Below are 14992 nucleotides of genomic sequence, written 5' to 3' on the forward strand. Positions count from 1 at the left end.
GCGGCGCGGCCGCTGCGGCCCGGAGCCCGCAGCGCCGGCCGGGCATTGACGCCGTCGCGGTGGTCATGCCGGCCCACAACGAGGACCAGCACATCGACCGGGCGCTGCGGGCGGTGCAGTGCGCCGCGGACGAACTGCAGCGCCGCCGCCCCGGCGTCGCCGTCCGGGTGATGGTGGTCCTGGACAGCTGCACCGACCAGTCCGCGGCGATCACCGCCGGGTACGTCGACGCCGACCCGCGCTTCAGCGCGCTCCCTGTCCGGCTGCGCAGCGCCGGCGCGAGCCGGGCGGCAGGCGTCCGCGCCGCCGTGCTCGGCCCGCAGCGGCGCGCCCCGGGCCAGCGGTCCGCGCCGCTGCCCTGGCCGGGACGGACCTGGCTGGCCAACACCGACGCCGATTCGCAGGTACCGGTGAACTGGCTGGTGCGGCAGCTTGAATTCGCCGAAGCCGGGGCCGACGCGGTGCTGGGCTCGGTGGAACCGGACCCCGTCGGGATGGACCCGGAGCTGCTGCGCCGCTGGCTGGAGCGCCACCCCTTCGAGGAAAACCACCCGCACATCTACGGCGCCAACTTCGGCGTCCGGGCCTCCGCCTACCTGGCCGCCGGCGGGTTCTCGCACCTGGAATCGCACGAGGACCGCACCCTGGTCCAGAGCCTGCGGAGCCTCGCCTTCACCGTCCTGGCCACGGACAGCATGCGGGTGCTGACCTCCGGCCGGACCCACGCACGGGCGCCCCAGGGTTTTGGGACCTACCTGCGCTCGCTGGGCCGGCAGCGGCCGCCGGCGGCCACCGGCAGCTGAGCCCGGCTGCCGGGTCCTGTTGCTGAGCCTCAGTGCTGAGTCCCGCCGCGGTGACCTTTGGCCCTAACCGGCCGAGCCGCGCCGGCGCATCCTCGGAGGCATGAGGGACCTGGGCAGGGCCGGGGCTGGGTGCTGCACGTGACGGGCGGCGGGCGGTGATCCCGGCCGCGGGCGCCGGGCCGCTGCAGGATATTTCCGGCCTCACTTCGGCGGAGGCCGCCCGGCGGCTGGAACGCAGCGGACCGAACCGGCTGCCCCAGGTCCGCGCGGTTCCGGGCTGGCGCCGGCTGCTGGCAGAGCTGACCCACTTTTTTGCCGTCATGCTCTGGGCCGCGGCGGCCCTCGCGTTCGTCGCCGGGATGCCGCAGCTGGGCGTCGCGATCGTTGTGGTGATCCTGGTGAACGGCGTGTTCGCCTACATCCAGCAGGAACGTGCCCAGCACGCCGCCGCCAAGCTGCGGGAACTGCTGCCCGCCATGGTCTCGGTGCGCCGGGACAACCGCGTCATCAAGGTGCACACCACCGAGCTTGTACCCGGTGACGCCGTCGTGCTGGTTGCCGGGGACCGGGTCCCCGCGGACCTGCGGCTGGCGCTCGCCGCAGGCTGCACGGTGGACGAATCGATGCTCACCGGCGAAAGCGAGGCGGTCACCAAGGCGGCCGGGGACACCGTGTTCGGCGGGACCTTCCTGGTCATCGGCACGGCGGAGGGCCTGGTGGCCAGCACCGGGGGACAGACCCGGCTCGCCGAGATCGCCTCGCTCACCGGCAAGGTCGAGGCGCCGCCGAGCCCGCTGGCGCTGGAGCTGCAGCGGATCGTCCGGATCGTCGCCGGCGTCGCGCTGGGCATCGGCGCGCTGTTCTTCATCCTCTCGCTGCTGGTCGGCATCTCCTGGCGGGACGCGTTCCTCTTCGCGATCGGCGTGGCCGTGGCGCTGGTGCCCGAGGGGCTGCTTCCCACCGTGACCCTGTCGCTCGCCATCGGTGCCCAACGGATGGCCGCCCGCAACGCCCTGGTGCGGAATCTGCAGGCGGTGGAGACGCTCGGCTCCACCACCTTCATCTGCACCGACAAGACCGGAACCCTCACGCAGAACCGGATGAACGCCGTCGAGGTCTGGACCCCCGCGGGGCTGCTTGGCATCACCGGGCCAGGCTACGGGCCGGAGGCGCAGGTCAGCGGCGAGGACGGTGTGGACGCCGGGCCCGCGGCGTTCCAGGCGGGGCAGCGGCTCAGCGCCGCCGCGCGCGCCGCCTCGGTGGGCCGGGCGGTGCTGCACGAGGGCCAGTGGATCGCCGAGGGCGACCCGATGGAGGCCGCCATCGATGCGCTGGCCACCCGGCTGGCCGGCCGCGGCAGACGGCTGGCCGAGCCGGCGCCGTCGCACCGCTTCGCCTTCGACCCCCGCCGGCTGCGGGAGTCCGCCATCGTCGGGACTGAACTCCTGGTCAAGGGCGCGCCGGAGTCCGTGATTCCCTTATGCAGGCGCGACGACGCCGCCAGTGTCGGCAGCGGCGGTGACGGCGGCACAGACGGCACTGACGGCGCGCTGCGCATGGTGGACCAGATGGCCTCGCACGGGCTCCGGGTGCTCGCCGTCGCCGAGCGAACGCTGCCGGGGCCGGTGCCGGACAGCACGACGGCGGACGAAGTGGAGACCGAGCTGACGCTGCTGGGCCTGATCGGCCTGCACGATCCGCCCCGCGCCGAGGTCCGGCTCTCGCTGCAGGCAGCCCGCGAGGCCGGTATCAAGGTGGGCATGGTCACCGGCGACCATGCCTTCACCGCCGCGGCCATCGCCCGGGAGACCGGCCTGATCGGTTCCCCGGAAATGGTGCTGGAGGGGCACACCCTGCCGGAGGACGACGAGGTCCTGGCCGCGCTGCTGGACCGCGACGGCGTCGTCGTCAGCCGGGTGACGCCCGAACAAAAGCTCCGGGTCGCCAGGCTGCTGCAGCACCGCGGGCATGTGGTGGCCATGACTGGCGACGGCGTCAACGACGGCCCGGCGCTGCAGCAGGCGGACATCGGCGTCGCCATGGGCCTGAGCGGCACCGACGTGGCCCGCGAAGCGGCGGACCTTGTGCTGCTCGACGACGACTTCGCGACGATCATCGCGGCCGTGGAGCAGGGCCGCGCCACCTACGCGAATATCCGCCGCTTCCTGACCTACCACCTCACGGACAACGTCGCCGAACTGACCCCGTTCGTGTTCTGGGCCCTGTCCGGCGGGCGTTTCCCGCTGGCGCTGAGCGTTTTGCAGATCCTCGCCCTGGACATCGGCACCGACCTGTTGCCGGCCCTGGCCCTTGGCAGCGAGGCGCCCAGCAAGGGGGCCCTGAAACGCCCGCCGGAACGCCGGCACCTGATGGACCGCGCCCTGATGTTCCGGGTCTTCGGTCTGCTGGGCCCGGTGGAGGCGCTGCTGGAGATGACGGCGTACACCGCCGTGCTCTTCGGCGCCGGCTGGAGCCCTGGTGCCGCACTGCCGCCGTCGGATGTGCTGATGGCGGGCTCCGGCGCCGCGTTCACCACCGTGGTGCTGGCCCAGCTCGCCAACGCCTTCGCCTGCCGCAGCGCCACCTCCCCGCCCTGGCGGCTGGGCTGGTTCACCAACCGGCTGCTGCTCTGGGCCGTGCTGGCGGAGCTGGGGCTGCTCTCCGTCTTCCTGTTCCTCGGCCCGGTCGCCGGCCTGCTGGGCCATGCCCCGCCGACCCCCGGAGGACTGGCGGTTGCCCTGGCAGCCATTCCGGCGGTCCTGCTCGCCGACTGGCTCTACAAGGTGGCCCGGCACCGGCGGTCCGGCACCGCCAGCCAGTCCGGCCGTGCCGCCTAAAAGGTCGAAAGCCTCTGACCATGCGCGCCCCGCGGCCGCAGGATCGGACCATGGATGACATACGCCCCAAAGGAGCGCCGGCATGCCCGAACACGTGAAGTGGTTTGAAGAAATCGGCATGGGCGACGTCCCCCAGGTCGGCGGCAAAAACGCCTCCCTGGGCGAACTCATCCAGTCCCTCAAGGCCCGGGGCGTGCGGGTCCCGGACGGCTTCGCCACCACCGCCGCGGCCTACCGGACCTTCATCGCGGCGAATGGGATCGAACCGGCCATGCGCTCGCGGATCCTCGCCTATCGCTCCGGGGACGCCACGCTGCGCGAAACCGGCGAAGCCATCCGGGAACTGTTCCTGGCCAGCGATTTCCCGCCGGACATCGCCGACTCCATCCGCTCGCACTACGGCGAACTGGGGCAGCGCGCCGGGCGGGAGCGGCTTTCCGTCGCGGTTCGAAGCAGCGCCACGGCCGAGGACCTGCCCGATGCCAGCTTCGCCGGCCAGCAGGAAACCTTTTTGAACGTCGCCGGCGAGCGGGAACTGATGGACGCCTGCCGGCGCTGCTACGCCTCGCTGTTCACCGACCGGGCCATCAGCTACCGGGAGGTCAAGGGCTTCGACCACCTCGACGTCGCGCTCTCGATCGGGGTCCAGCGGATGGTGCGCTCCGACGTCGGCGCCTCCGGGGTGATGTTCTCGATCGACACGGACTCCGGATTCCCCCGGGCTGCCGTCATCAGCGCCGCCTGGGGCCTTGGCGAGACTGTGGTGCAGGGCACCATCAACCCGGACAAATACCTGGTCTTCAAACCGCTCCTAACCGAGACTGCGGCCGCCGGGGGACCGGCGGAAGGACCGGCGGAAAGACCGGCGGAAAGAATCAGCCCGATCATTGAAAAGACCCTCGGCTCCAAGGCGCAGAAGATGGTCTACAGCCGCGGCGGCCACGCCCGCACCCGCACCGTGGACACCTCGGAAGCGGAGCGCCGGGCCTTCGTCCTGGCCGACGCCGAGATCCTCGCCCTGGCCCGCTGGGCCGTCTCGGTGGAGGAGCACTACGGCCGGCCGATGGACATGGAATGGGCCCGCGACGGCGAGACCGGCGAGCTGTTTATGGTCCAGGCCCGGCCGGAGACAGTGCAGTCGCTCAAGACCGGCTCGCGGTTCACCCTCCACCACCTCCTGGAAACCGGGCCGGTGCTGGCGGCCGGGTCCGCGATCGGCGACTCGATCGCGCAGGGGACGGCGTGCGTGATCCGGAGCGCCGCGGACATCGAGAAGTTCCGCGACGGCGCCATCCTGGTCACCGAAATGACCGACCCGGACTGGGTCCCCATCATGAAGCGCGCGGCCGGGATCGTCACCGACCGCGGCGGACCCACCAGCCACGCGGCGATCGTAAGCCGCGAACTGGGGGTGCCCGCCGTCGTCGGGACCGGCAACGCCACCTCCGCGCTGGAGGAGAACCAGGCCGTGACGATTTCCTGCGCCGAAGGCGATGTGGGACGCGTCTACGCCGGCAGCCTCGCGTTCGAAACCGAAGACGTGGACCTCGGCGAGCTGCCGGCGACGCGCACCAAAGTCATGGTCAACATCGCCAGCCCCGCGGCCGCCTTCCAGTGGTGGCGGCTGCCCGCGGACGGCGTCGGGCTGGCCCGGATGGAGTTCATCATCAGCGCCCTGATCCGGGTCCATCCGATGGCGCTGGTCCATCCGGAACGCCTTACCGACCCGCAGGAAGCGGCGCAGATCCGGGAGCTGACGCGCGGCTACGCCGATCCATGCGACTACTTCGTGGACACCCTGGCACTGGGCATCGCGAAGATCGCCGCGCCGTACCATCCGAACCCGGTCATTGTGCGGCTCAGCGACTTCAAAACCAACGAGTACGCGCACCTGGTGGGCGGTTCAGCCTTCGAGGAGGCCGAGGAGAATCCCATGCTGGGGTTCCGTGGTGCCTCGCGGTACTACGACGAGCGGTACCGGGAGGGGTTCGCGCTCGAATGCCGGGCCCTGAAGCGGGTCCGGGAGGAGCTCGGTTTCAGCAACATCATTGTGATGATCCCCTTCTGCCGGACCCCGCAGGAGGCGGACAAGGTCCTGGCGGTGATGGCGGAGAACGGCCTGGTCCGCGGCGAGCACGGCCTGCAGGTATACATGATGTGCGAGATCCCCTCCAACGTGGTCTTAGCCGACAAGTTCGCCACCCGCTTTGACGGTTTCTCGATCGGCTCGAACGACCTGACCCAGCTGGTCCTGGGGGTGGACCGCGATTCGGCGCAGCTGGCGGCGCTGTTCGATGAGCGCGACGAGGCCGTGATGGCGATGATCAGCGAGGCGATCCGGAAGGCGCACGCGGCCGGGATCAAGATCGGCATCTGCGGGCAGGGCCCCAGCAACCACCCGGAGTTCGCGGCCTTCCTGGTGGGCGAGGGCATCGATTCGATCTCGCTGAACCCGGACAGCTACCTCAGGACCGTCCCGCGGATCGCGGAAGCCGAGAAGCTGGCGTCCGGGGGCTAGGCCCGCCGGCCGCTGCGCCGGGCACCGCGGGCCGCCCGGAACCCAGGGCGCGCAGCGCGTTCAGGATGGTGGCAAGATCCACCACCTCCTGGGACAGGGCTCCGGCGATGGCCGGGACGTAGCCCGCGGCCGCGGCGAGCATCAGCGCCACGCTCAGCGCGATCCCGATCCATATGCTCTGCAGCGCGACCTTTACGGTGCGCTGGCCGATCCGCACGGCCGAGGCCACCTTGGACAGGTCATCGAGGATGATCACGACGTCGGCGGACTCACCCGCCGCCGTCGATCCCCGCGCGCCCATCGCGATCCCGACGTCGGCGACGGCCAGGACGGGGGCGTCGTTGACGCCGTCGCCCACCATCATGACCGGGCGGACGGGGAGGGCCCGGACGGCTTCGACCTTGTCCGGCGGCAGGCACTCGGCCCGGACATCGGTCAGCCCGGCGGCTGCCGCGATGTGCTCGGCGGTGGCCAGGGCGTCGCCGGTCAGCATGACGGTCCGGGTGGCGCCGAGTTCCCGGAGCTCGGCCACGGTGCGGCGGGTTTCCCTGCGGATGGGGTCGCTCATCACCAGGGCCCCGGCGAACTCCCCGGCCACGCCCACGTAGATGGCGAGTTCGCCGCTGGCCAGCCCGGTCTCCATGACACCGGCGGCCGAGTCCGCCACGAAATTGGGCTTGCCGACGACCACGTCCCGGCCGTCGAAGCGGGCCCGGACGCCGTGCGTGGCGAATTCGGTGGCCTCCGTGGCGGTTTCGAAGACCAACCCGCGGCTCCGGGCCGCGTCCATCACCGAGGCGGCGAGGACGTGGGAGGAATATTGTTCGGCGGACGCTGCCAGCCCCAGGACCTGGTCCTCGGTGAAGGACCCCGCGGTCCGGATGCCGACCAGGGAGGGCCGGCCGTAGGTCAGGGTGCCGGTCTTGTCGAAGGCCACCGTTTTGATCCGGCTCAGCTGTTCCAGGACACCGGCGTATTTGACGATGATGCCGCCGCGCGCGGCACGGCTCATGCCGCCCAGGAAGGCGACGGGGGCGGCGATCAGCAGCGGGCACGGCGTGGCCACCACCAGCACCTCTGCGAACCGGACCGGGCTGCCGCTGATGATCCAGCCGATCGCCCCGAGAACGTAGGCCAGGGCCGTGAACGGCACGGCATACCGGTCGGCGAGCCGCACCATCGGGGCCTTGCTGTCCGCGGCTTCCTTGACCAGCGCGACGATGCGGCTGTACTGGGAATCCTCCATCCGTGCCGTCACCTGCATCCGGACCGCCGCTTCGCCGTTGAGGGAGCCGCTCATCAGCCCCTCGCCGGCCACCCGCTCCACCGGAAGACTCTCCCCGGTGAGCGAGGACTCGTCGAAGGTCCCGGACTCGGAAAGCAGGACGCCGTCCAGCGGCACCACCTCACCCGGCCTGACCAGCAGGATGTCACCGATCCGGACGTCGGTGGCGGCAACATCCTCGTGCTGGCCGCCCGCGTGGGTGGCGGTTTCGGTGGTGGCTTCGGCGGCTCCTTCGGTGGTGCTTTCGGTGGTGCCTGCTGCGTTGGTGGCGGTGCCCGAGCCGCCGTTGGCGGAGTTGCCGTTGCGTTCCCGGTGGGCCGTCTGAGGGACGCGCTCCAGCAGGGACGTCAGTTCCTTCTTGGCCCGGCCCGCGGCGTAGTCCTCGAGGGCGGTGCCGCCGGCCATCATGAGCACGATGATCATCGAGGCGATGAATTCGCCCACCAGTACGGTGCTGACAATGGCGGTGACGGCCAGGATGTCAATGCCCCACTGGCCGCCGAGCAGCCGGCGGACCATACCGATGGCGAGGTAGGCGGCCACGGCCAGCGCGTAAATGCTTGCCGCGATCCGCGCGATGCCTTCCTGGCCCGAGGCCAGCAGCAACACCACCGCCAGGAGGGCGGCGACCGTGCCCATCACCAGCGGATACCGGAGCGCAATTTTCACGGTTGTCCCGCCTCGTCCTCCGCGCAAGACCTGGCGTCTGCGACTACTTGCATCCTACTGCGCCACCCCGCCCCGCCCCCGGGCCGAACGTACACTTGCGGCCCTACCCTGAGCCCGAACGTACACTTGCGGCCCTTGCGGCGTGGGGCTTGCGGGGCCCCAAGTGTCCGTTCGCGCGTGGTGTGGGTTGGCTGCCCTGAGCCCGAACGTACATTTGCGGCCCTTGCGGCGTGGGGCTTGCGGGGCCTCAAGTGTCCGTTCGCGCGTGGTGTGGGTTGGCTGCCCTGAGCCCGAACGTACATTTGCGGCCCTTGCGGCGTGGGGCTTGCGGGGCCCCAAGTGTCCGTTCGCGCGTGGTGTGGGTTGGCTGCCCTGAGCCCGAACGTACATTTGCGGCCCTTGCGGCGGGGGCTTGTGGGGCCCCAAGTGTCCGTTCGCGCATGGTCCGGGCGCGCGGCGGGTCTTTCAGCCCTACCCCGCGCGGGGCCGGTGGTGCCACGGTGAAGCATGTGGTCGGTCTTCGCTGGCGGACGACGCCGGCTGGTTGCGCTGGCGGCCGCGGTGCTGCTGCTGGCCGCCGCGGTCGTCACGGCGCTGGTTCTCTCCCGGGAACGCCCGGCCGCCGCACCGTCGACGGCTCCGGCTGCCAGCCCCTCCACCGCAACCCCGCGGACGGCCACTCCGACGCCGACGCCCACCCCGACGCCGAGCCCGACGCCGACCGCCAAGCCCGCCCCGCCGTCGAGCGCCGCCCCGGTCCCGCCGCCGGTCACGACCCAAGCGCCGCCCCCGGCGCCGCCCCCTGTACCTCCGGCCCCGTTCCCGGCGGCGCTCCGGGGAGCCGACGTCGAGATCATCCCGAATGCCGGCCGTGCGGTTGCCCTGACTTTCGACGCCGGGGCCAATTCGGCCGGTCTGCCCAGCATTCTGCGCACCCTCGGCGCCACCGGGGTCCGGGCCACCTTCTTCCTCACCGGCAACTGGGCCAGCGCCAACCCCGCGGGCGTCGCCTCGATCGTTGCCGCCGGCCACCGGGTGGGCAACCACTCGATGACGCACCCGGGTTTCACGACCCTCTCCGATGCCCAGATCGCCCAGCAACTCTCCGCTGCGCAGGCGGCGATCACGGCCGGGGGAGCCGACGCCCGCCCGCTGTTCCGCTTCCCCTTCGGCGAACGCGACGCGCGGACCATCGCGGCCGTGAACGCACTGGGCTACGTGCCGGTGCGCTGGACGGTCGACACCCTGGGCTGGAAGGGCACCAGCGGCGGCGTCACCGCCCAGATCGTCGCCGACCGTGTCCTCGCCGGCCTGCAACCCGGGGAGATCGTCCTGATGCACATCGGCTCCAACCCGGACGACGGCAGCACCCTGGACGCCGACGCGCTCCCGCAACTGATCAACCGGATCCGCCAGGCCGGCTACGGCTTCACCACCCTCGATGCGCTCCTCGGCTGAGCGGCGCAGCCGGGCCGCGCGCCACTGTTGCCGGCTCCGGATGACTGGTACGAATAGCCCATGACGGAGTCGCCCACGGTTGCAGCTGCCCTGGCGCCCGTCGACGCGGTGGTCTTCGAACTGGACGGCGTTGTGCTGGATACCGCCGAGCTCCGTGCCGCCGCGTGGAAACGGCTCCTGGCTGACGTTTTCCAGGACCCCCGGCTCCCGGCGCGCGCCCGCCGGGACCCGCTCACCGACGCCGACTACACCGGCTACATTGAGGGCCGGACCCCCGCTGACGGCGCCTCGGCGTTCCTGGCCTCACGGGGCGTTTCAGTGCCGGCCGGCTCACCCGCGGACGCTCCGGGCGGCTGGACGGCGTTCGGGCTCGGGAAACGCCAGGACGAACTCTTCGGGCAGATGTTGCGCGGCCAGCCGCCGCGGGCCTTCCCCAGCACCCTGGCCCTGCTGGAACGGCTCCGGGCCGGCCGGATCCCGGTGCTGCTGGCTACCTCCGCTCCCAATGCGGGCACGCTCCTGGCCGCCGTCGGCCTCGACGGGTTCTTCGACCATGTGGCGGACGGGCAGGCGGCGCTGCGCCAGGCCATCCCCGGCAAACCGTCCCCGGCCCTGGCCCTGGAGGCGGTGCGGCGGCTGGATATCCCGCCCGCGCGGGCCATGGTCATCGAAGCGTCCGTCGCCGGGGTCGAGGCTGGCCGCCGCGGCGGATTCGGGCTGGTCGTCGGCATCGACCGGACCGGCCGGCGGGCCGAACTGGAGAACGCCGGCGCGGACATCGTGGTCGAAGACGTCAGCGAACTGGACATCGGACTGGTCATCACCCACCCGTGGATGCTGGTCTACGAAGGCTTCGATCCGGCCCACGAAGGGCACCGGGAGGCGCTGACCACCCTGGGCAACGGCTACCTGGCCACCCGTGGCGCGGCTCCCGAACACCGCGGCGGCGAGATCCACTATCCCGGAAGCTACCTCGCCGGCGTCTACAACCGGCTGGCCAGCGTCGTGCAGGGGCAGCGCACCGTGGACGAGCACATGGTGAACATTCCGGACTGGCTGCACCTGGACCTCCGGATCGGGGACGGCGCGTGGTGGTCCGAAGGCGGCCTGAAGCTCCGGAAGGAACGCCGCACCCTGGACCTTAAACGCGCGCTGCTCACCCGCGAAGCGCTGCTGGAGGACGACGCCGGGCGGCGGCTGCAGCTGGTGCAGCGCCGCATTGTGTCGATGGCGGAGCCGCATCTGGCAGCGCTGGAAACCGTCCTCACCGCGGACGGCTGGAGCGGCAGCATCAGCGTCCGTAGCGGCTGCGACACCGCGGTAACCAACTCCAACGTTCCCGAGGATGCGCAGCTGTCCAACCGGCACCTGACGGCGGTGCAGGCAACCGAGTCCGCCGGTGGGGAGCCCGCCGGTGGGCGGAATACAGCCGGACGCGGCGCCGTCGGACTGAGCGTGCAGGTGCAGACCAGCCAGAGCCGCATTGGCATCGCACTGGCACTGCGCACTGAGGTGTCCGGGCCGGCCAATTCCACCTTCGAGCAGCTGGACGGCCTGTACGCGCACCGCTTGGAGGTCCCGGCCGCGGACGGGACCGCTGTGAAGGTTACCAAGACGCTGGGGGTCGCCAGTTCCAGGGACCACGCGGTCTCCTCGCCGCTGACGGCTGCCGAGGCGGTGCTCGCGCGCTCGGGCGGCTTCGAGGCGCTGCTGGCGGACCACGAGCGGGCATGGTCGCTGTTACTGGCCCCGTTCATCATTGAGTCCGATGCCCCCTCCCAGGCGCAGCTGATCCTGAACCTGCACGTCTTCCACCTGCTGCAGACGCTGACGACGCACACGGCCGAGCTGGACGCCGGGGTGCCGGCCCGCGGGCTGCACGGGGAGGGCTACCGTGGCCACGTCTTCTGGGACGAGCTGTTTGTCCTGCCGGTGCTGAACTCCCGGCTGCCCTCGCTCGCCCGGGAGCTGATCGACTACCGCTGGCGGCGCCTCGGCACAGCCCGCGACGCCGCGCGGGCGGCCGGCCTGCGGGGCGCGCTGTTCCCGTGGCAGAGCGGCAGCGACGGCACCGAGCAGACCCCAAAGCTGCTCTTCAACAAATTGTCCGGGCACTGGATGCCGGACTACTCCCACCTCCAGCGCCATGTGGGGCTGGCCGTGGCCTACAACGCGTGGCAGTACTTTGAGGCAACCCAGGACCGCGGCTGGCTGACCCAGCATGGCGCGGAACTGATTGTCGACGTCGCCCGGCTGTTCGCCTCGATGGCGGATTACGATGCCACCGACGACCGGTTCCACCTCAGGGGCGTGATGGGCCCGGACGAGTACCACACCGGGCCCCCGGGCAACCCGGGCGGCGGCCTCGATGACAACGCCTACACCAACATCATGGCCGCCTGGGTCTTCGACCAGGCCGAATGGATCATGCACTCCGTCCGGGGCTTTGACATGGAGGACCTCCGTGCCCGGCTCGGCATCACGGCCGGAGAGATTGCGGCCTGGGCCCGGCTGAGCCGGCGCATGTTTGTGCCCTTCCACGGCGACGGCATCATCAGCCAGTTCGCCGGCTACGGCGCGCTCCGCGAGCTGGACTGGAACCACTACCGCCGCAGCTACCGGAACATCGAACGGCTGGACCTCATCCTGGAAGCGGAGGGGGACAGCACCAACCACTACCGGCTGGCCAAACAGGCGGACGTCCTGATGCTGCTGTACGTGCTGGGCGAGGACCAGCTCGTGGGGTTCCTCGGCCGGCTGGGTTACACCGTCACCCCCGCGCAGATGGCCGCGACCGTGGATTTCTACCTGGCCCGCACCGCGCACGGCTCCACGCTGAGCCGGGTGGCGCACGCCTCGGTCCTCGCGCAGCGCGATCCGGAACGCGCCTGGGCGACGTTCCGGGAAGCCCTGGACGCGGACCTGGACGACACCCAGGGCGGCACCACAAGCTCGGGCATCCATCTGGGCGCGATGGCAGGCTCGATCGACGTCGTCCAGCGCAGCTTTGCCGGGCTGCGGATTACCCGCGACGCCCTCGACTTCACCCCCCGGCTGCCGGCGGAACTGCGCCGGGTGGACTTTCAGGTCCGTTACCGCGACCAGCTCCTGTCCGTGCACCTGGAAACCGACCGGCTTCTCGTCTCCGCCGCCCCCGGCGACGCCGCTCCCGTGCTGGTCCGGGTCGGCGCGCAAAGGGTGCTGCTCCGGGCCGGCGAGCAGCACGAATTCCCCCGCAACGCCCCGCGCCCAACTGACTCGCATTAGGTGGCCGGGGACTGGGTCAGGGGGCGACGCGGATGACGGCGGCGCCGGTGACCCGGTCCGCGGCCAGGTCACGCAGCGCCTGGTCGGCAGCGTCGAAGGGGTAGGCGACCGTGGTGGGGCGCAGGGGAATCTCTGCGGCGATGCGGAAGAACTCCTCACCGTCGGCCCGGGTGTTGGCGGTGACGCTGCGCAGCTGGCGCTCCTGGAACAGCTCCTCGGCATAGTGCAGGGCCGGAATGTCGCTGAGGTGGATGCCGGCGACGGCGAGGGTCCCGCCACGGTCGAGGGCACGCAGCGCCGGCGGCACCAGAGTCCCGGCGGGAGCGAAGAGGATGGCGGCGTCGAGCGGGTCCGGCGGTTCCTCCTCGGCCCCGCCGGCAAAGGTGGCGCCGAGGTCCAGAGCCAGCCGCCGCGCCTCCGGAGACCGCGTCATCACATAGACCTGGGCCCCCTGGTAGAGCGCAATCTGCGCGGCGAGGTGGGCGGAGGCGCCGAAGCCGTAGATGCCCAGCCGGCCGCCGACGGGCAGCTCGGCCCGGCTCAGGGCGCGGTAGCCGATGATGCCGGCGCACAAGAGCGGTGCCGCTGCCTCATCGTCGAAGGCTTCCGGAACCCGGTAGGCGAAGTCCTCGGCGACGGTAATGAGTTCGGCGTAGCCGCCGTCGCGGTCCCAGCCGGTAAAGGTGGGGGACAAGCACAGGTTTTCCTGCCCGCGCAGGCAGAACCGGCAGGTTCGGCAGGTCCCGCCGAGCCACGCCACCCCCACCCGCTCACCGCGGCGGAACCGGTCCGCGCCGCGGCCGCGTCCCACCACCTCACCGACCACCTCGTGGCCCGGAACCACACCGGGGCGCCTGGGGGCCAGCTCACCCTCGGCCAGATGCAGGTCTGTCCGGCACACACCGCACACCCGCACGCGCACCAGTACTTCGCCGCGGCCGGGGACGGGGTCCGGGCGCTCGCCTGAAACCAGCGGACCGGTGGCGATCGGTCCCGGCTGCGCAACCCACCAGGCTCGCACTGAGCCTCCCTTTCTGGCTCCTCGTCCGGCCCCGGGGCTGGACGAGGCACTGGTCCCGGGGCCTAAGAATCAGCGTGTAATCATGACATTGCAGGCGGCCTTGTGCAGCACAGCGGAGACGGTATTGCCGACGCCTCCGGCACGGTTATGGGTGCCCAGCACCAGCACGTCCGCTTCGTCGGCCGCCTCCACGAGTTCCTTGGCCGCGGAGTGGTCTTCCTTCAGGATCCCGGAGACCGCCAGCCCGGGGGCGAGTCGACCGGCTTGGTCGAGGGCGTGCTCCAGGAGGTCCGAGCCGTGCAGCGGGGCGTGCCGGCCGTGCGGCTCCGCGTTGCCGCCCCGGCCCGGGTCCACGTGGACCAGCTGCAGTTCGGCACCGACGGCGGCGGCCAGCCGGGCGGCCTCGGCCAGCACTGCCGGGCTGCGGGCCGCGGCATCGACGCCCACGACGACGGGCTTGCCGGGCAGGTGCGGGCGGCGGACCACCATGAGCGGACAGGGGGCGGAGCCGGCCAGGTCCAGGCAGACCGAGCCGGCCAGGTGCCCGAGTACGCCGCCGATGCCGCGGCTTCCCACCACGAGCAGGGCGGCATCCCGGGCGGCCTGCCGCAGGATCTGTGCGGGCAGTCCGGCCTCCATCACGCCCTCGACGTCGAGTCCCGGGTCAACGCCGTGGGCCAGCCCCACACCTTCAGCGATGATGGTCTCGGCGGAATGCCGGAGACCGCTGCCGGCCACTCCCTTGACCGGGCCGAGATCTTTGGTGAACATCGGCCAGACCCAGGCGTGCACCACCCGCAGGCGCAGGCCCAGTGCGGCGGCATGTTCGGCGGCCCAGCGGACGGCGAGTTGCGAGGATTCTGAACCGTCGTAGCCCACGGCGACGGCGGCGGGCGGGGGACCAACTGCGGGTGCCGGCATGGATCCTCCCGGTAGGCGGACGCAGCACCCCCAGCGGTGCGTCCCCCCAGTACAGCGGGTCAGGCGGCGCGGCGGCTAGGGGCTTTGGTCCCGCGCCCGACGCCGGGACCCCTGGGCTGCGGGGTGCGCACCGGACGCCGTGACCCGACGCCGGACGCGGAAACGGCGCCGGCCGGCGGGTATCCCGCGCGTCCGACGCCGTTCGGCGCTTCC

Annotated in this window: 8 protein-coding genes; 5 read left to right on the top strand and 3 right to left on the bottom strand. The window is 71.6% G+C overall.

What is annotated here, in order from left to right:
- The first annotated feature begins 65 nt into the window (after positions 1-65).
- The 3 genes from AC1MED_RS02110 (at position 66) to ppsA (ending at position 6158) form a co-directional block, all read left to right on the top strand.
- On the top strand, positions 66-803 hold the full coding sequence (locus AC1MED_RS02110) for a glycosyltransferase family 2 protein (protein ID WP_479786744.1): 738 nt from the start codon (positions 66-68) through the stop codon (positions 801-803).
- 155 nt (positions 804-958) lie between these two features.
- Positions 959-3640 (top strand): cation-translocating P-type ATPase, encoded by a 2682-nt coding sequence (locus AC1MED_RS02115; protein WP_479785235.1) that lies wholly within the window; start codon positions 959-961, stop codon positions 3638-3640.
- An 82-nt stretch (positions 3641-3722) separates the two neighbouring features.
- The gene (ppsA, locus tag AC1MED_RS02120; protein ID WP_479785236.1) at positions 3723-6158 is read left to right on the top strand and encodes a phosphoenolpyruvate synthase; all 2436 of its coding nucleotides are present in this window, start codon (positions 3723-3725) and stop codon (positions 6156-6158) included.
- On the opposite strand, the gene AC1MED_RS02125 is transcribed toward ppsA, so the two are convergent.
- On the bottom strand, positions 6106-8082 hold the full coding sequence (locus AC1MED_RS02125) for a heavy metal translocating P-type ATPase (RefSeq protein WP_479786745.1): 1977 nt from the start codon (positions 8080-8082) through the stop codon (positions 6106-6108). The genes ppsA and AC1MED_RS02125 overlap by 53 nt on opposite strands.
- A 537-nt stretch (positions 8083-8619) precedes the next feature.
- Here AC1MED_RS02125 and AC1MED_RS02130 point away from each other — a divergent pair.
- Both AC1MED_RS02130 and AC1MED_RS02135 read left to right on the top strand, forming a co-directional pair.
- Positions 8620-9570, top strand: coding sequence for a polysaccharide deacetylase family protein (locus AC1MED_RS02130; protein WP_479785237.1), 951 nt, complete (start codon positions 8620-8622; stop codon positions 9568-9570).
- A 60-nt stretch (positions 9571-9630) separates the two neighbouring features.
- Positions 9631-12837, top strand: coding sequence for an HAD family hydrolase (locus AC1MED_RS02135; RefSeq protein WP_479785238.1), 3207 nt, complete (start codon positions 9631-9633; stop codon positions 12835-12837).
- Between the two features lie 16 nt (positions 12838-12853).
- Here AC1MED_RS02135 and AC1MED_RS02140 read toward each other — a convergent pair whose 3' ends face one another.
- Complete coding sequence (locus tag AC1MED_RS02140) at positions 12854-13858, bottom strand: zinc-dependent alcohol dehydrogenase family protein (protein ID WP_479785239.1); 1005 nt, start codon at positions 13856-13858, stop codon at positions 12854-12856.
- Positions 13859-13927: 69 nt separating this feature from the next.
- The gene (locus tag AC1MED_RS02145; RefSeq protein ID WP_479785240.1) at positions 13928-14779 is read right to left on the bottom strand and encodes a universal stress protein; all 852 of its coding nucleotides are present in this window, start codon (positions 14777-14779) and stop codon (positions 13928-13930) included.
- Positions 14780-14992 lie beyond the last annotated feature (213 nt).

The organism is Arthrobacter sp. BI5 (assembly GCF_056680065.1).